We start from the raw sequence: 17784 nt of genomic DNA on the forward strand, positions 1-17784 counted from the left end.
GCATGCATGGGATTGCCGGTGCCGCGCCGGTCGCGCGCGAGCGGCCAGGGCGAGGGCGCAGCCGGGTGCGGAAGCCGGGGCGTGGACACAAGTCTGCCGGCTCAGGGGGCCGGCCGCGAGCATGCACGCGTCGTGCGGGCACGGATGGCGTGCAGACATCGCGGTGCAGGTGGCACCGCCGATTCCGGGCGGGGCGCGCCTGGCACCTGCGCCACGCGTCCGGCCAGCGGGCTAGCCGCTGGCGCGCAACACGATGCAATCCACCGGGCAGGCCGGCAGGCAGAGCGCGCACCCGGTGCACAGCGGCGCGATCACCGTATGCATGTGCTTGGCGCCGCCGACGATCGCATCCACCGGGCAGGCCTGGATGCACTTGGTGCAGCCGATGCAGTCGGCTTCGACGATCCACGCCACCTGCGCCGGTGTCTGCAGGCCACGCGTGCGGTCGTAAGGGCGCGCGGGCACCTGCAGGACATGCGCCAGCGCACGCGCACCCGCATCGCCGCCGGGCGGGCAGTGATCGACATCCGCTTTGCCGTCTGCCATCGCTTGCGCATACGGGCGACAGCCGTCGTAACCGCACTGGCCGCACTGGGTCTGCGGCAGCAGGCGGTCGAGGCGTTCGACCAGGTCGGGCGATGCGGCGGGCGTTGCGGTGTGCATGTCAGTGCAGCAGCTTGCCGCGATACCAGCGCTGCTGTGCCAGCGCCAGCATCGGCTTGTCTTCACGGCTGTCGCCGTAGGCATGCACGCATTCGTATTGCGACAGGTCATAGCGCAGGCGGATCTGCGCGGCCTTGCGTGGGCCGCAATCGCCTTCCGCATAGCGCCCGCTCAGCACGCCGGCGTGGTGTTCCAGCTTGTTGCAGATCAACGACAGGTCATGCTGTGCGCACCACGGCTGCAGGTACAGGTCCAGCGAGGCCGACACCAGCACCACTTCATGCCCCTGTGCCTGATGCCAGTCGATACGCTGCATCACCTCGGCGCGCAGCACGCCCGGCAATGCCGTGCGCGCGAAATCGGCGCCGTGCGCGGCCACCTCGTCCAGCCGGCGATCACTGAACACGATACGGGTGACCCGCGCGCGCAGCGCCGCAGCCGACACCATGCCCAACCGGTACCCCAGCACCCATGGGCCGACCTGCCACTTCGCCGTCGCCAGCTGCGCGGGCGTGGCCACCTTGCGCAGGAAGCGCGCATAGCTGTCGCAGGTGGTGATGGTGTGGTCGAAGTCGAACAGGGCCAGGTGCATGAGGGGCTGGGATTGGGCAGTCGGGAGTGGGGATTGGTTGAAGGCGCAGCGTCTGCTTTCCCTTCTCCCACAGGGAGAAGGTGCCCCGCAGGGGCAGATGAGGGGACGGGCCAGGCGCTGGTGTCAGGTCACCCTCAACAATCAGCTCTGGCTTCTACGATTCCCGACTCCCGACTCCCGATTCCCCATTCCCCATTCCCCATTCCCGCTTCACCGAACAGGCATGCCCGGCTGCGCACCAGCATCGGCGTCCAGCAGTGCCAGCGCGCCGCCGTCAAAGCCGGCCGACAGGATCATGCCTTCGCTGATGCCGAAGCGCATCTTGCGTGGGGCCAGGTTGGCGATGAACACCACGCTGCGGCCGACCAGCGTTTCCGGTTCGCCATAGCTGGCGCGGATGCCCGAGAAGATCTGGCGCTTGCCCAGCTCGCCGGCATCCAGCTCGAAGCGCAGCAGCTTGTCCGAGCCTTCCACCAATTCGCACACCAGCACCTTGCCGATGCGCAGGTCGAGCTTGGCGAAATCGTCGATGCCGATGAGGCTGGGAGTGGCGGTTGGGGATTGGGGAGTCGCAACGGCCGCCGGCTTGGTCTCGGCCTTGGACGGAGCAGGCTTGGCGGTAGTGACAGCGGGTGCCGCAGGTGCGGCCATGGTGTCTTTTGAAGCGTCGGTCATGGCGTCGATCAGTTTGGGGTCGATACGGGTGAACAGGGCGGTGTAGGGCTGGATCACGTGCGCGGTCAGCGGGCGCGCGACGTCGTCCCAGCTGGTCATCGGTGCCGACAGGAAGGCTTCGGCCTCGGCACAGGTGCGCGGCAGGATCGGCTTGAGTGCGGCCACCAGGATCCGGAACAGGTTCAGGCCCTGCGTGCACACCGATTGCAGCTGCGCATCGGCACCGTCCTGCTTGGCGATCACCCACGGCTTGGTGTCGTCGATGTACTTGTTGGCCTCGTCGGCCAGCGCCATGGTCTGGCGGATCGCGCTGGCCGCATCGTTGCGCTCGTAGGCCTCGCGGATCGGCGCCAGTGCGGCGACGAAGCGGTCGTACTGTGCCGGGTCGGGCAGGGCGTCGGCCAGCTTGCCGTCGAAGCGCTTGCCGATGAAGCCGGCGCAGCGGCTGGCCAGGTTGACGAACTTGCCGACCAGATCCGCATTCACCCGCGCGATGAAATCGCCCAGGTTCAGGTCCAGATCGTCCACGCCGCCGGAGGACTTGGCCGCGAAGTAGTAGCGCAGCGCCTCCGGTTCCAGGCCCACGTCCAGGAAGGTCCGCGCCATCACGAAGGTGCCGCGCGACTTGGACATCTTGGCGCCGTCCACGGTGAGGTAGCCGTTGACGTGCAGCCGGGTCGGCGCGCGATGGCCGGTGCCATGCAGCACCGCCGGCCAGAACAGGCCGTGGAAGTTGACGATGTCCTTGCCGATGAAGTGATGCAGCTCGGTCTGCGTGCCGGCGACCAGATGCGCCTGGAAATCCTCGCCCATCTGCGCGCACAGGGTCTTGAAGCTGCACAGGTAGCCGATCGGCGCGTCCAGCCACACGTAGAAATACTTGCCCGGCTGGCCCGGAATCTGGAAGCCGAAATACGGCGCATCGCGCGAGATGTCCCAGGCGCGCAGGCCGCCTTCGGTGTCCAGCCATTCCTTGAGCTTGGCCTTGACGCCGGGCAGTGCCACATCGCCGGCCAGCCACTCACGCAAGAAGCCGTCGAAATGGCCCACTTCGAAGAAGAAATGCTCCGAGTCGCGCAACTCCGGTGTGGCACCGGAAATCACCGACCTGGGCTCCTTCAGCTCGGTCGGCGCGTAGGTGGCGCCGCAGACCTCGCAGTTGTCGCCATATTGATCGGCGCTGCCGCAATTGGGGCAGATGCCCTTGATGTAGCGATCCGGCAGGAACATGCCTTTGGCCGGGTCGTAGAACTGCGCCACCGAGCGACGGCTGATGTGACCGGCGGCCTCCAGCCTGGTGTAGAAGGCCTCGGTGAGTTCGCGATTGACCGGCGAATTGGTCGAATCGTAATGATCGAAGGTCACCCCGAACGCGGCGAAATCGCGCTCATGGCTGGCCTGGATGCTGGCGATGAAGGCCTCCGGGGTGACCCCGGCCTTTTCGGCGGCAAGCATGATTGGCGTGCCATGGGTGTCATCGGCGCAGACGAACCAGGTCTTGTCGCCGCGCAGGCGGCGCGCGCGCACCCAGATGTCGGCCTGGATGTAGCCGACCAGATGGCCAAGATGCAGCGGGCCGTTGGCATAGGGCAGGGCGGTGGTGACGAGTGCGGTGCGGGTCATGGCAGGCGTAATGCGGGGGACAGCCGATTATCGCATTAGTCGGGAATGGTGGCGGGAATCGGGAATCGGGAATCGGTCAAAGCAGGGCTAGGCGACCGTGTTGTTGAGGCGCGCAGGCACTTGGCTGGCCCTGGAGCGCTATGGATCGACGATGGTCGCCTGCCAGGACTCGCTGCACAGCTACGCGCAGATGGACACGCACAAAAAAGGCGCCCTCGCGGGCGCCTGCTTTTACGATTCCCGATTCCCGATTCCCGATTCCCCAATCCCAGCTATTCACGAATCCAGGTCTGGGTGCGGCCCAATGCCTCAACGCCCACATAGCCGCGCATCTGCAACTTCTTGCCGCCGTCGGTCAGGGTGACCTTGGCCTTGTAGGTCTTGCCCTTGGCCGGGTCGAGCACCGAGCCGCCGCTCCACACCGCGGTACCGTCGGGCTTGAGGCCCCACAGGATGGTCATGCCCTTGATCGGCTTGCCCTTCTGGTTGCCATCGCACTTGTCGCAGGTCGGGTTGGGCCCATGGTTGGACTGCAGGATGTCGACCACCTTGCCGCTCAGCGTACCGTTGCCGAGCTGCTCGATCTGCACCACCGACTTGGGCTTGCCGGTTTCGTCGTCGATGGTTTTCCAGCGGCCCACCGGCGAATCGGCGGCCTGGGCCAGCAGCGAGGCGGCGGCCAGCGGCAGGGCCAGCATCAGGGTCTTGAAGGTCTTGCGCATGTGTCCCCTCCCAGGGATTGCTGTGGCCGCCGTCGGCGGCCTGACCGGAATGTATACCGTGGAGTATGGTGGGGGAAAGGCGCGCTGCGGAATGCGTTCATGCCACGCGCGCCCGCTGCCGTTGCCGGTCCAGGTCCGCTGACGGGGCCGGGTATGTCTCATGTCAGCGGTCATGGCGCTGTTCGGCTCGCTTGCGCTGCCGGCTGTGTGTCCCGCATGCCCTCGCCGATCACCGATCAGCAGCCAGGGCAGCAACCACCCGCTATTGCAGTGTCACCTGCTTGCGGTTGTCCGCCGGCACGCGATCGATCAGCTTGTTGTCCGGATCGAAGCCGGCCTCCATCGGCAGGCGGTCGACGGTCATGCTGAAACTGGGCGCGGTGCTGGTGACATGCTGCCGTTGCAAGGCCAGTACCGGCGCCTGTGCGTTCTTGCCGGCCGGAGCGCCATAGATCGCCACCTCGATCCAGTCGTCCAGCGGCACCGCATGCTCCTTGCCCGTGCCGTCGGCCTGCAACTTGGCCGCCTGCGTTTGCACGGTCACGTCGAAACGGCCATCGGGGCGCTTGCGCGCCTGCGCGCTGACCACGCGGTTGTCGTAGAAGGTGATCTTCTCGAACAGGTCGGTGATCAGTTCTTGCTGGTCCGGGCGTGCCTGGGCCCGAATGGCCTGCAGCAGCTCGGCCGAGGTGGTGTAGGGCGGCTGCTGGAATGCCTTGGCCGCCAGGAAGCGCTGCAATGCACGATTGAGCGCCTGCTCGCCGAGCTCCTCGCGCAGCCGGTAGAACGCCAGCGAGCCCTTGCGGTAGTGGATGTATTGCTGGTCTTCCACGCGATACAGCGGCAACTCCTCGATGGTTTCGCCACCACGCCCTTCCAGATAGCGATCCAGTTCGTAGCGGAGGAAGCGGCGCATATGGGCGCGTCCGTACTCGCGCTCCATCACCATCAACGCCGAATACTGCGCCAGCGATTCGGACAGCAAGGTGGCGCCCTGCACGTTCGCCCCGATCACCTGATGCGCCCACCACTGGTGCGCCACTTCGTGCGCGGTGACATAGAACACGTAGTCGATGGCGTCTTTGTCGCGCAGGTCGGCGATGAAGCCGATCGACTCGGAATAGGGGATGGTATTGGCGAATGACTGCGCAAACCGCGCGTAGCCGGGGAACTCGATGATGCGCACCTGACGATGCTGATACGGGCTGAAGTTGGCTTCGTAATAGGTCAGCGACTTCTGCACGCTTTCGATCATGCGCTGCACGTTGTACGGGTGCTTGGGGTCGTAATAGACCTCGATCGGGATGTTCTTGTAACGCGCCTTGCGCACTTGCCAACGTGCCGACAGGTAGGCGTAGAAATTGAGCATCGGCCGGTCCATCACGTAGCGGAAGCAGCGCCTGCCATCGCGTTGGAATTCCTGTTGCAGATAGCCCGGTGCCAGGGCGATCTGATCCGGCGCGGTGCAGACGGTGCTGGCAAAGTCGAGCCAGTCGGCATCGTCGCTGACGTAGGTGTTGGCGCGCGCGGCCTGGTCCTCGAGCTTGGGCATACGCGTGGGTTCGCCCAGGCCGCGCTTGCGGCGGTCGTTGCGGTCGCTGATCTCGGTCCGGGTGTTGTAGCCGAACCAGGGCAGCAAGGTGTTGTTGAAAAAGCTGCCATTGGCGACCAGTTCGGTCTGTGCCTGCTCGGCGGTGAGGCCATGTGGATGCTGGTCCACGCGGAAACGGAATACGCGCTCTTCGCCGGGCTGCAGCGGCCGCCGTAGTCGATAGATGCGGTAGCCGGCCGGCACGTCGTGCAGGGTCAGCGTTTGCCCGCCCAGGTCCACCTTTACCAGGCTGCGGTCCCCCGTGCGGCCCTGCATGCCGATGTGCACCTCGCTGATCGGCGTGGGGTGGGTGTTGCGCACCGTCCAGGTGGCATCGATGACCACCGACTGGGTTTCCGGATGCAGGTCGACATGGTTGTCGACGGCGATGATGCGCGGCTGCGGCAGATCCTTGTACTTGCGGTAATCGCGCTCGTAGCGCGCCTGCAGGTCCAGCCGCTGTTCCGGCGACAGGAAGCTGTTGTAGACGTTGGTGTTCCAGTACAGCCAGCCGCCGACTGCCACGAAGCCGAGCAGGCTGACCGCCAGGGCCGCACCGGTCGGGCTGCGCAGGCGCTGCAGCGCCTGCCGCACACGCTGGCGCAGGCCATGGCCCACGCCACGTGGCCAGAACGCCGAAGACAGCAACAGCAGGGCCAGCAGGAACACGCCCCAATAGCCCTGGAACCACAACTGGCCGGGCAGGAAGTGCCCGTAGCCGTTCATGTCCGAATAGGGCGCATTGGGCCAGCCGCCGAAGGTGTAGAGGTTCTGGGTGTAGTCGAGCATCGACAGCGCCGATTGCCCGATCAGCACCAGCATCAGCAACGCATAGCCGACGAACTTGTTGTTGCTCAGCACCTGCAGCGCCAGCGCCATGCCGCCCATCAGCACGTACAGTACCGAGCCCAGCGCCAGCGTCTTGAGATACAGCAGCGGCTCGATGCTGGTGTAGCCGCGGCCCAGCTGCAGCGCGATCGCGGTCACCGCACCGGCGGCCTGGAAGCTGGCGATCACCGCCAGCAAGGCGACGAACTTGCCCAGCAGGGGAACCCAGTCCGGCACCGGCATGGCATCGGTGATGCCGTCGATACGGTTGCTGCGTTCTTTCCACACCAGTTCGCCGGCATAGAACAGCACCACGATGATCAGCAGAAAGCTGTAGCTGTTCTGCAGCGCCTGCAGCATCAAGGAGGTGACCGGCAGCACGGCGGTACCGTAAAGGCGCGCAGTGAACAGTGCGGTCGGAATGAAATTGGCCAGGCCCAGCATCAGCAGCACCACGAACGGCGCGCTGCGCAGCACGCCGAGCGTATCGAAACGGATCTGGCGCAGCAGTTGCCGCCATGCGGTGGCCGCGCCGAAGCTGGGCGTGACCGTCAGGCGTGTCGTGGTGACGCGCGCGCTGGCGGGAGGTGCATCAGCAGGCGCAACCGACGCCGCACCACGGCGCCGCCGCGTCCCGCTGCGCTCGGTACGGAACAGCGCGAACGTGGCGGCAAACAACACACCGCTCATGCCCAGCCACAGCGCGCGATTGGCGAGCAGGTAACCGGTCAGCGGCGGCAGCTGGTGATTGCGCTGCTCCACCGACCAATACCGCAATGTCTGCGACAGGGCGCGGATGCCGAGTGGGTCGGACAGCGTGGCGATCCATACATTGTCCAGGTCGGCCATCAGCGCACGGCTCACGCCGTACAGCACGAAGAACACGATCACGCCGATATAGACCCACAGGATGCTGCGCGTGGTCACCGCCAGCACCGACAGCAGCGCTGTGGTGAACAGCAGGTTGGGCAGCACCAGCACCAGCAGCGACCACAGATAGGGCAGTACGGCGACCGGCCCGAGCCGCGCCTGATCGATCCACGGCATGAACTGGGCGGCGAACATGCCCAGCGCGATCACCACATACATCAGCATGCCGGCGATCAGCGCTGCGCCGATACGGCCGAGCAGATAGTCGCGTCGCCTTACCGGCGTGGAAAACACCAGCTCGGCGGTGCCCAGGTCGAAGTCGCGCAGCAAGGCATTGCTGACGAACAGGGTGGTCACCAGCAGGCCGAGCAGGCTGAAAAGTCCGAGCAGTGTGGCGATCACCGTAGGCGCATTGCGCAGCACGTTGCCGATGCCACCGCCGATCTGCACCGCGTCGCTGGACAGCGCGGCAAACGCAAGCAGCGCATACAACGCAGCCAGCAGCCACAGCAGGGGCGAGCGCAGTTGTTCGCGCAGCTCGAAGCGCAGGAACGCCAGGATCATCGCCGCGCTCCGTCAGGCGGCCAGCGCTTGCGTGCGCAGGCGTTGGAAATAGACGTCCTCCAGATCGGGAGCGACCTGTTCGAAACCCGGCTCCGGGCAATCGGTACTGAACACGTGGATCACCGGGTGGCCGGCAATCAGGCGCGTGGACAGCACGGTGAAGCGTGCCTCGTAATCGGGCAATGCCTGCTTGCTGACCTGTTTGCGCCAGACCTGCTGCTGCAGCATGTCGATCGCATCGGCAGGCCGCCCGGTCAGCAGCACCTGGCCCTTGTTCATGATGGCCATCGTCGGGCACAGGTCGGTGACATCTTCGACGATGTGGGTGGACAGGATCACCACCACGTTTTCGCCGATTTCGGCCAGCAGATTGAGAAAACGATTGCGCTCTTCCGGATCCAGCCCGGCGGTGGGCTCGTCGACGATGACCAGTTGCGGATTGCCCAGCAGTGCCTGCGCGATGCCGAAGCGCTGGCGCATGCCGCCGGAATAGGTGCCGAGCTTGCGCTTGCGCGCATCCCACAGATTGACCTGCTGCAACAGCCGCTCGACCACCTCCTTGCGTTGGCCGCGATCGGTGAGCCCCTTGAGCACGGCGAAGTGATCGAGCATGTCCAGCGCGCTCACCTTCGGGTATACGCCGAAATCCTGTGGCAGGTAGCCCAGCCGGCGCCGCAACGCGTCCTTGTCGGTGAGCACGTCGATGCTGCTGCCATCGGCGCCGGTCAGGCTGACGCTGCCCGAATCGGGCTCCTGCAGCGTGGCCAGCGTGCGCATCAGCGACGACTTGCCGGCGCCGTTTGGTCCCAGCAGTCCGAACATGCCGCGAGGGATGTCGAGCGTGACGCCTTGCAGCGCATGCACGCCATTGGCGTAGGTCTTGGACAGCGCGCGGATCTGCAGCATGGACGGTTCCTGTGTCCTGGGGTGGTTGGATCTTCACGACGTTGCGGTATCGCCGCATCCGCCGGAAGTCACAGCGACGATCGACTACGCCTGTTCGACGTGCCCGTGCGGCGGATGTGACCGGACCCTGCTGTCCGCGGCGCTCAACCGACCTCGTACAGCTCCAGCGGCAAGTCATCCGGGTCGGCGAAGAAAGTGAAGCGGCGGCCGGTGTATTCGTCGATGCGGATGTCCTCGGTGCTCACCTCGTGCGCAGCGAGATGCGCCACGGCCGCGTCCAGATCCTCGACGCGGAAGGCGAGATGGCGCAGGCCGCGGGCTTCCGGGCGGCTGGGGCGCAGCGGTGCGTCGGGAAACGAAAACAGCTCGATCTGGCCGCCATCGGGCAGCGCCAGGTCCAGCTTCCAGGAATCGCGCGCCTGCCGGTAATGCTCATCGAGCACCCGCAGGCCCAGGATGTCGCAGTAGAACCGCTTGGAGACCGCGTAGTCGCCGGCGATGATCGCCACGTGGTGGATGCCGGCCAGCTTCATGCGGCGCCTCGCACGCGTTGCGGACACGGGCGCTGCTGCGGGGCCGGCACGGATGCGCGAGGCGCGGCGACAGCGATCCGGGCTGCCAGACGTGCCGGTAGCCGGGATGCGCTCCAGCGCTGCGTCTGCGCCGCCGTGCGTGTGTGCAGATGGTATGGCATGGCAACAGTCCGGATGAGCAGTCGCGAGGATACCCCCGGTAGCGCCAGGGCGTGTCGTGCCGGCCGGGCCGAGCGCGAAGCGTACGTGGGCCGATCGTGGGCGCGACATGCCGCATGGCATCCCGCAATACCTGGTTGCGCGTCACGCCTGGCCACTGCATGGCTGTGCTCGCCTGCGCGCGCATGGCAGGATGCGCTGCCACCGATCAGACACGCCGATGCCCGACCCGTCGTCCAATGCCGCACCGCAATTCCAGCGCAGCATGCAGGTGCGCCATCTGGTGATGCTCTCGCTGGGCGGGGTCATCGGCACCGGGCTGTTCTTCAATACCGGCTACATCATCGCCAGCACCGGTGCGTTGGGCACGGTGATCGCGTATCTGATCGGCGCGCTGGTGGTGTACCTGGTGATGCAATGCCTGGGCGAGCTGGCGGTGGCGATGCCGCAGACCGGCGCCTTTCATGTGTATGCCGCGCGGTATCTCGGCCCGGCCACCGGGTACGTGGTGGCGTGGCTGTACTGGCTGACCTGGACGGTGGCATTGGGCTCGAGCCTGACCGCGGCGGCGTTCTGCATGCAGTACTGGTTCCCGCACACCCCGGCATGGCCTTGGTGTCTGTTGTTCTGCGCGCTGATCTTCGCCCTGAACACGGTCTCGGCGCGCTGGTTTGCCGAAGGCGAATTCTGGTTCTCGCTGATCAAGGTGATCACGATCGTGCTGTTCATCGTGCTCGGTGGCGCGGCGGTGATCGGCGTGCTGCCGTTGGCCGATGGGTCGCCGGCGCCGGGATTGCGCCACCTGCGCGCCGACGGCTGGTTTGCGCAAGGCACGCTGCCGATCCTGATGACGATGGTGGCAGTGAACTTTGCCTTTTCCGGCACCGAGTTGATCGGCGTGGCCGCGGGCGAAACCGCGGAGCCGGCGCGTGCGATTCCGCTGGCGATCCGCACCACGCTGGTACGGTTGGTGGTGTTGTTCGTCGGCACCGTGCTGGTGCTTGCCGCGTTGCTGCCGGCCGAGCAGGCGGCCGTGGACACCAGCCCGTTCGTGCGCGCGTTCGAGCTGTTGGGCATCCCGTATGCGGCCGATGTGTTGAATGCGGTGATCCTCACCGCGATCCTGTCGGCGGCCAATTCCGGCCTGTATGCGGCCGCGCGCATGCTGTGGTCGCTGGCCAACGAGGGCACGCTGCCGGCGCGGCTCGCACGCCTGACCCGTCGCGGCATCCCGTTGCCGGCCTTGATACTGAGCATGTTGGGCGGCCTGTTGGCGCTGCTCACCGGCGTCTATGCGGCCGATACCGTGTTCGTGGCGATTTCGGCGGTGTCCGGTTTTGCGGTGGTGGTGGTGTGGCTGAGCATCTGCGCCTCGCATTACGTCTTTCGACGCCAGTTGCTGCGCGACGGCATCGCGCCGGAGAGCCTGGCCTACCGCGCGCCGTGGTATCCGTGGACGCCGCTGCTGGGGTTTGCGCTCTGCCTGCTGGCCTGCATCGGCCTGGCATTCGATCCGCAGCAGCGCATTGCGCTGTGGTGCGGCATCCCGTTCGTGGCGCTGTGCTACGGCGCCCATGCACTCACCCAATGGCTTGCCAGGAGGCCACGCCCATGACGATTCTTCCCCGCCAGCCGCGCGCCGGGGCGCTTTTCAGCCAGGCGCTGCAGCACGACGGCTACGTGCTGCTCGACGGTGCGCTTGCCACCGAACTGGAACAACGCGGTTGCGATCTCAACGATGCGCTGTGGTCGGCGCGCGTGCTGATGGAGCAGCCGGAGCTGATCTACCAGGTGCATCGCGACTATTTCGCTGCCGGCGCGCAGTGCGCCATCACCGCCAGCTACCAGGCCACGCCGTTGGGCTTTGCCGCGCGCGGACTGGACCTGGCGCAGTCGCAGGCGCTGATCGCACGCAGCGTGGCCCTGGCTGCACAGGCGCGCGCCGATCATCTGCAGGCGCAACCGCAGGATGCGCCGTTATGGGTGGCCGGGTCGGTCGGGCCGTATGGCGCGTACCTGGCCGATGGTTCGGAATATCGCGGCGACTATGCCCTGCCGCTGGCGCAACTGATGGACTTCCATCGCCCGCGCATCGCCGCGCTGGCCGCGGCGGGCGTGGATGTGCTGGCCTGCGAGACGCTGCCGTCGGCCAGCGAGATCGTTGCGCTGCGGCTGCTGCTGGAGGAATTCCCGCAGCTGCCTGCGTGGTTCTCGTTCACCTTGCGTGATGCGGCGCATTTGAGCGATGGCACGCCGCTGGCGCAGGTCGTGCCGGCGCTGGATGCCTGCGCGCAGGTGATCGCGGTGGGCATCAACTGCATTGCGCTGGAAGATGTCACCGCCGCGCTGCAAAGCCTGTCCGCGCTGACCACGCTGCCGCTGGTGGTGTATCCAAATTCAGGCGAACACTACGACGCCAGCGACAAGCGCTGGCACGCCGGCGCCGCGCAGGCGTGCACCCTGGCCGATCGGCATGCGCAGTGGCTGGCCGCAGGTGCGCGGTTGATCGGCGGCTGCTGCCGCACCACGCCGCGCGACATTGCCGCGCTGGCGGCCGCACGCGTGGCGGGTTGAAACGCAGCCGGTAGAACAGCGGCGTTGATCGCAGGGCAGCGCCTCGGACGGACCTGTCAGCCGCGTGTGTGCCACTGGCAGACGCGTCAGGTCGCCTGCGCTTCGGGCCACGCCCACAGGTGACGCGCCTGGTCCGGAGCGCGTTACCTGCGGTTGCTTGACGACCGTGATGCCGCGCCAGCTCGCCTCACCCCTTCTGCGTGGCGATCCAGCGCTGGATCTTCTCCTGCAGTATATCCAGCGGCACCGAGCCGTCCTTGAGCACCTCGGTGTGGAAGGCGCGCACATCGAAGCGTGGGCCCAGTTCGCGTTGCGCCTGTTCGCGCAACTGCGCGATCTTCATCTCGCCGACCTTGTACGCCAGCGCCTGGCCGGGGATGGCCATGTAGCGGTCCACCTCGGCCTCGGCATCGGTGCGGGTCATGGCCGAGTTGTTGAGCATGTAGTCGATCGCCTGCGTGCGGGTCCAGCCCTTGCTGTGCAGGCCGGTGTCGGTGACCAGGCGGATCGAGCGCCACAGCGCGTTCTGCAGATAGCCGTAGTAGTTGTACGGGTCCTGATACAGGCCAAGTTCGCGGCCCAGCGATTCGGCGTACAGCCCCCAGCCCTCGATGTAGGCGGTCTCGCCACCCAGGCGGCGGAACTTGGGCAGGTCGGTCAGCTGCTGCTGCAGCCCGAGCTGGAAGTGGTGGCCGGGGATGGCCTCGTGCAGATACAGGCTTTCGGTTTCCCAGGTCCTGCGCGCGTCCAGGTCGGAGGTGTTGACGTAGAACACCCCCGGCGTGCTGCCGTCGCCGCTGGGGCGCATGTACGAGCCGCTGGCGGCCGACTGCGCACGCTGCGGTTCCACCACGCGCACTTCCAGCGCCGGCATGCCCTGGACATTGAACAGGCGCGGCACCGCCGCTTGCACGCGTCCCTGCAGGCCACGGTAATAGCCCAGTAATTCGGTCTCGTTGCGGAACGCGAAGCGCCTGTCGGTCTGCATGAACTTGTAGAACTTGGGCAGGTTGCCGCGGAACCGGACCTGCTTGGCCAGCGCGGCGATCTCGCCCTGCAGCCGCGCCACCTCGTCCAGCCCGATCTGGTGGATCTGCTCCGGGGTCAGGTCGGAGGTGGTGCTCTGGCGCACGTCGTAGGCGTACCAGGCCGCGCCATTGGGCAGCGCGGTCAGGCCGTCGGTGTCACGGCAGGCGGGCAGGTACTCGGTGGCGATGAAGCCGCGCAGCGCCCGGTACGCCGGCATGATCCGCACTTCGATCAGGCGCTTGTATTCGGCGGTGATGCGCTGCTTGTCGGCCTCGGGCATGTCTGCCGGCAGGTTGCGCACCGGGCCCCAGAACAGGCTGTCTTCGGCATTGCGCGCGATGATCGCATCCAGCTGCGGCAGCACCTTCTGCATCAGCACCTTCGGCTGCACCACGCCGGCCTGCATGCCGGCCCGCATGTTGGTGATGGCCTGGTCGAACAGGTCCGGGATGCCCACCGCACGCCGCGACCAGTTGTCGTAGTCCTTGACGGTCTTGAACGGCTGCGCGCCGGTGCCCGAGCCCAGCACCACCGCGATGCTGGCGATGTTGTAGAACTGGTTGATCGGCAGCATCCAGCTGGGGAACTGCTCGGCCGCCAGCGCGCTGCGCGCATCGCGCACGAAGATCTGGTAGCTGAGCAGGTCCTGCCCGCTCAGGCCGTCCGGCCCCAGCGCCTCGGCCTTGCCCAGCCACAGCACGGTGAAGTCGTGCGACTGCTGCCGGAACGCCGGCGACAGGAAGTTGGGCAGCTGGTCGTTGTAGCGGGTCTCGCCCTGGAAGGTGGCCTGGAGCGGGTTGAGCTTGAGCGAGGCATCCCAGTACTGGTCGTAGAGCACGTTGAGCTGCTGCGCCTTGGTCAGCACCACCGGGGCGGCCACCGCACGCGGCCTGGGCCTGGCAGCCTTGCCACCCTTGGCGGCCTTGCTGGTTCTGGCCGCCGGCTTGGTGGCCTTCTTGCCCTTGCTCGCCTTCGCGCGCGTTTGCGTGGTCTGTGCCTTGGCGGTCTTCTTCTTGGCCGCATCGGCGGGCGCTGCCACTGACAGGCTAAGCACGGCGGCCAGGGCCAGGGACAGCAGGCGGGAAAAGCTGAGGGGCATTACCGGCTCCGGGAACAAGCGAGCGGGGAGCTTGCCCGATCCGCACCGTTCCGGCCACCCATCGGGCGCACGGGGCGCGCCTGGAATTCATGAAGCCCGCTGCGCATGCCTGCGGCGCGCAGGCATGCTGCAGTGCGATAGGCTTGCGTACATGCCAAGCGATGAATCGACATGCGGGACGCAGGTGCCCGTGCAGGGTGGGCAGGGTTTCTGGCGCGATCCGGCGTTGCCCTTTGTCGAACTGCGCCAGGTGATCAACAGCCGCAGCCTGTGTTATGCCGCGCATACGCACGAGCAATGGTCGGTGGGCGCGGTCGACCGCGGGCTTGCGCGTTATCGCAATGGACGCGTGAGGGCGCAGGTGGGCGCGCGGTCGCTGACCCTGATCAACCCGGGCGAGGTGCATGCCTGCAATCCGGATCAGCAGCAGGACTGGTCGTTCCGCATGCTGTATCTGGACGTGGCGTGGTTGCGCGAACAACAGCGCGCACTCGGCCTGGCCACCAACGCCGATGTGCACCTGCTGGCGGCGCCGCTGTGCCAGACCCCGGCAGCCTATGCCGCCTTCGACCGCATGCATGCCGTATTGACCGATGGCAATGCCGACGCGCTTGCACGCGAGAGTGCATTGATCGCGTTCGTGGCGCGGCTGCATCTGCATGTGGAGCCGATGAGTCGCGCGCTTGCGGTCGATACCGGGCCGATGCGACGGGTGGCCGAGTATCTGCAGACCCATCACGCGCGTGCGGTATCGCTGCGCGAACTGTGCACGCTGGCCGGGATGCCGGCGCCGCGGCTGATTCGCGGCTTTCGCCAGGCCCACGGGATGACCCCGCATGCGTATCTGCTGGACTGCCGTTTCCAGCGTGCACGCGAGGCCTTGCGGCGTGGCGGAGAGATCGCCGAAGTCGCCTATGCGCATGGCTACGCCGATCAGGCGCATCTGCAGCGCAGCTTCAAACGCGCCTGGGCGGTGACACCGGGGCGTTATCGCAATGCGGTCCCTAGTTCCATCAGCAGATAGACCGCGCTCAGTACAAGCAGTGCGGCCAACACCCGGTTCAAGCGCCGTAGCTGTTTGGGCACCTGCACATGCCGCCGCAGCGCTGCGCCGGCCAGCAACCAGCACGCCAGCGAGGGGTAGCAGACCAGTGCATACACCGCCGCAAAGCCCGCCAGCTGCGTGGTGCCTGCCGTTGCATACAGCGCAACGCCGGAGGTCGCCGCCAACCAGGCCTTGGGGTTGAGCCATTGCATCGCCGCACCGGTCCAGAACGAGGCGGCCGGGCGCGGCCTGGCCGTTTCGATGACGCCATCGTCGCGCAGCAGGCGCCAGGCCATGTAGAGCAGGAACCCCACCCCTGCCAGATGCAAGGCACGGCCGAGCAGCGGCCAGCGCAGCAACACCTGCTGCAGTCCCAGGCCCACCAACAGCAGCAGCGCGACGAAGCCGACGGTGGCGCCGATCACGTGGCCATGCCCGGCACGCGCGCCGGCACTGGCGCCGGTGCTCAACGCGACCAGGTTGACCGGCCCGGGCGAAATCGAGCACACCAGCGCAAAGCTGGCCATTGCGACAAGATGGTCCATGGCGCGGAATCCGTAGCGGGGCGCACCAGCATGGCTGGCGACCGCAGCCACGGATTGAACAAAATTTCGATGGGCGGCCGCTGCGGCCGTCGCATGATCGGCAAGCGCAGCGAACGGGCGGCAGGCGGGCTGCGCGCAAGACCGATGTGACGTTTCGATGCCGCCGCCCGGGCGCCGGTGGTTGCCCTGCAGCGATGCGGCCGGCAGGCTTCCGCGTTGTCAGCCGGAGGCGGCTTCTTCGCGCAGCTGCTCGGCGCGCTCGGCGCCCAGGTATGCGCCGATGGCGCGGCGCGCCAGATACAGCAGCGGGATCAATGCAATCGCAAACCCCATCTTGTAGACGTAGTTGAGCGTGCTCACCGCCAGGAACTGGTCGATGGACCAGTGCTGCGGTCCGAGCACGAAGGCGATGTAGATCACCACGAAGCTGTCCACCAATTGCGACACCGCCGTGGAGCCGGTGGCACGCAGCCACACGTGCTTTTCGCCGGTGGCGCGGCGGATGCGATGGAATACCGACACGTCGATCAACTGGCCAAACAGGAACGCCACCAGCGAGCCGCCGATCGTCCACAGGCCCTGGCCGAACACCGCTGCAAAGGCCGCCTGGTAGTCGGGCACGCCCTGGCCCTGCGCCGCAGTCACCCACCAGGCTGCCGGCGCCAATGCGATCGCGGCAAACGCGAACACGAAGCCGTAGCCGATCAGCACCACCGCCACCCACGAGATGAAACGCACCCCGCGGCTGCCGAAGAACTCGTTGATGGTGTCGGTCATGATGAACACCACCGGCCACAACAAGGTGCCGGCGGTGAAGCTGAGCGAGCCGGTCTGGCCGAACAGGTTCCAGTTCAACGGCGCGATGCCGAGCGTGTCTTCCAGCGCGAAGATCTTGACGCCGATGAACTCGGCCAATGCCGCGTTGACGCAAAAGAACGCGGCCAGCGCAATGAACAGGCGGACCGCACGATCGTCGAGGGTACGCGGCTGTGTCATTGCGTCAGCGATCCGCCGTGCGGGTGAAGGGAACCGAGTCGGGCGCCACTGCGCCGCCGGAGATGATGAAGCTCATGGCCTGATCCACGCTCCAGTCGGTGGGCGTGAGCAGCTCCACCGGCACGATCTCCAGATAGCCGGAGGTCGGGTTGGGCGTGGTCGGCACATACACCGCCGCCAGCTCGCGGCCGGTGCCCTGTTCCTTGATCACCCGCGTGACCAGGCCGATCGACTTCATGTCGCGATGCGGGAAGTCGATCAGCACCACGCGTTGGGTGCTGCCGGGCTGGGTCTGCAGGATGTCGAGCAATTTGCGCGCGCTGTCGTAGACCACGCTGGCCAGCGGGATGCGCCGCATGATCGCCTCGAACCAGCGCAGCAGGCGCTGGCCGATCACGCGCCGGCTCAGGATGCCGACGAACAGGATCACGCCCACGGTGGCGATCAGCGCGATCGTGTTCTGCACCCACAGCGCCTTGATCCAGCCCAGATAATCGGGGAACGAGGCGGCGATGCGTTCGGACAGCGGCACCACCCATGGGCTGCTGATGCCCGACAACAGCGAGAACACGAACTTCACCACCACCCAGGTCAACCAGACCGGCAGCAGGGTGAGCAAGCCGGTCAGGAAGACCCGTTGCAGGGAAGGGCGGGAATGCGGGGTGGGGGATTCGGACATGCGCGCATTGTAGGCATTCGGCCGCGCGCGGTGCAGGTGAGGCGGGGATTTGGGATTGGGCATTGGGGATTCGTAAAAGATGCACTGCTGC

Annotated in this window: 14 protein-coding genes; 3 read left to right on the forward strand and 11 right to left on the reverse strand. The window is 66.6% G+C overall.

What is annotated here, in order from left to right; all coding sequences use genetic code 11:
• Positions 1-231 precede the first annotated feature (231 nt).
• The 7 genes from rnfB to H7A87_RS07100 form a co-directional block, all read right to left on the reverse strand.
• On the reverse strand, positions 232-663 hold the full coding sequence (rnfB, locus tag H7A87_RS07070) for an Rnf electron transport complex subunit RnfB (RefSeq protein WP_104583418.1): 432 nt from the start codon (positions 661-663) through the stop codon (positions 232-234).
• Between the two features lies 1 nt (position 664).
• Positions 665-1255 carry an HAD family hydrolase gene (locus H7A87_RS07075; protein WP_119129006.1) on the reverse strand — a complete coding sequence of 197 codons (591 nt, stop codon included), beginning with the start codon at positions 1253-1255 and terminating at the stop codon, positions 665-667.
• Between the two features lie 210 nt (positions 1256-1465).
• On the reverse strand, positions 1466-3553 hold the full coding sequence (gene metG / locus H7A87_RS07080; RefSeq protein ID WP_119129007.1) for a methionine--tRNA ligase: 2088 nt from the start codon (positions 3551-3553) through the stop codon (positions 1466-1468).
• A gap of 272 nt (positions 3554-3825) precedes the next feature.
• The gene (locus H7A87_RS07085; RefSeq protein WP_104583415.1) at positions 3826-4275 is read right to left on the reverse strand and encodes a DUF2147 domain-containing protein; all 450 of its coding nucleotides are present in this window, start codon (positions 4273-4275) and stop codon (positions 3826-3828) included.
• A gap of 262 nt (positions 4276-4537) precedes the next feature.
• A complete protein-coding gene (locus H7A87_RS07090; protein ID WP_119129008.1) occupies positions 4538-8128 on the reverse strand; it encodes a M1 family aminopeptidase in 3591 nt (1196 codons plus the stop codon).
• 12 nt (positions 8129-8140) lie between these two features.
• Positions 8141-9034, reverse strand: coding sequence for an ABC transporter ATP-binding protein (locus H7A87_RS07095; protein ID WP_115676585.1), 894 nt, complete (start codon positions 9032-9034; stop codon positions 8141-8143).
• 143 nt (positions 9035-9177) lie between these two features.
• The gene (locus H7A87_RS07100; protein ID WP_104583413.1) at positions 9178-9567 is read right to left on the reverse strand and encodes a VOC family protein; all 390 of its coding nucleotides are present in this window, start codon (positions 9565-9567) and stop codon (positions 9178-9180) included.
• A 379-nt stretch (positions 9568-9946) separates the two neighbouring features.
• Between H7A87_RS07100 and mmuP the strand changes: the two genes are divergently transcribed.
• Together mmuP and mmuM are read left to right on the forward strand one after the other, a co-directional pair.
• Complete coding sequence (gene mmuP / locus H7A87_RS07105) at positions 9947-11341, forward strand: S-methylmethionine permease (protein WP_119129009.1); 1395 nt, start codon at positions 9947-9949, stop codon at positions 11339-11341.
• Entirely contained in the window at positions 11338-12300 is a 963-nt protein-coding gene (mmuM, locus tag H7A87_RS07110) for a homocysteine S-methyltransferase (RefSeq protein ID WP_119129010.1), read from the forward strand. The genes mmuP and mmuM overlap by 4 nt, the downstream gene beginning before the upstream one ends.
• A gap of 187 nt (positions 12301-12487) precedes the next feature.
• Here the strand turns inward: mmuM and H7A87_RS07115 are convergent, their stop codons facing one another.
• Positions 12488-14428 carry a DUF885 family protein gene (locus H7A87_RS07115; protein WP_119129011.1) on the reverse strand — a complete coding sequence of 647 codons (1941 nt, stop codon included), beginning with the start codon at positions 14426-14428 and terminating at the stop codon, positions 12488-12490.
• 184 nt (positions 14429-14612) lie between these two features.
• Here H7A87_RS07115 and H7A87_RS07120 point away from each other — a divergent pair, with 184 nt between their 5' ends.
• The gene (locus H7A87_RS07120; RefSeq protein ID WP_182486069.1) at positions 14613-15452 is read left to right on the forward strand and encodes an AraC family transcriptional regulator; all 840 of its coding nucleotides are present in this window, start codon (positions 14613-14615) and stop codon (positions 15450-15452) included.
• Here the strand turns inward: H7A87_RS07120 and H7A87_RS07125 are convergent.
• From H7A87_RS07125 to H7A87_RS07135, 3 genes are all read right to left on the reverse strand, one after another.
• Positions 15416-16018 (reverse strand): LysE family translocator, encoded by a 603-nt coding sequence (locus H7A87_RS07125; RefSeq protein WP_166761703.1) that lies wholly within the window; start codon positions 16016-16018, stop codon positions 15416-15418. The genes H7A87_RS07120 and H7A87_RS07125 overlap by 37 nt on opposite strands.
• 219 nt (positions 16019-16237) lie before the next feature.
• The gene (locus tag H7A87_RS07130) at positions 16238-17014 is read right to left on the reverse strand and encodes a queuosine precursor transporter (RefSeq protein ID WP_119129013.1); all 777 of its coding nucleotides are present in this window, start codon (positions 17012-17014) and stop codon (positions 16238-16240) included.
• Between the two features lie 4 nt (positions 17015-17018).
• Positions 17019-17693 (reverse strand): DUF502 domain-containing protein, encoded by a 675-nt coding sequence (locus H7A87_RS07135; RefSeq protein ID WP_053046264.1) that lies wholly within the window; start codon positions 17691-17693, stop codon positions 17019-17021.
• Positions 17694-17784: the final 91 nt, after the last annotated feature.

Source organism: Xanthomonas sp. CPBF 426, from assembly GCF_903989465.1.
Lineage (GTDB): Bacteria > Pseudomonadota > Gammaproteobacteria > Xanthomonadales > Xanthomonadaceae > Xanthomonas > Xanthomonas euroxanthea.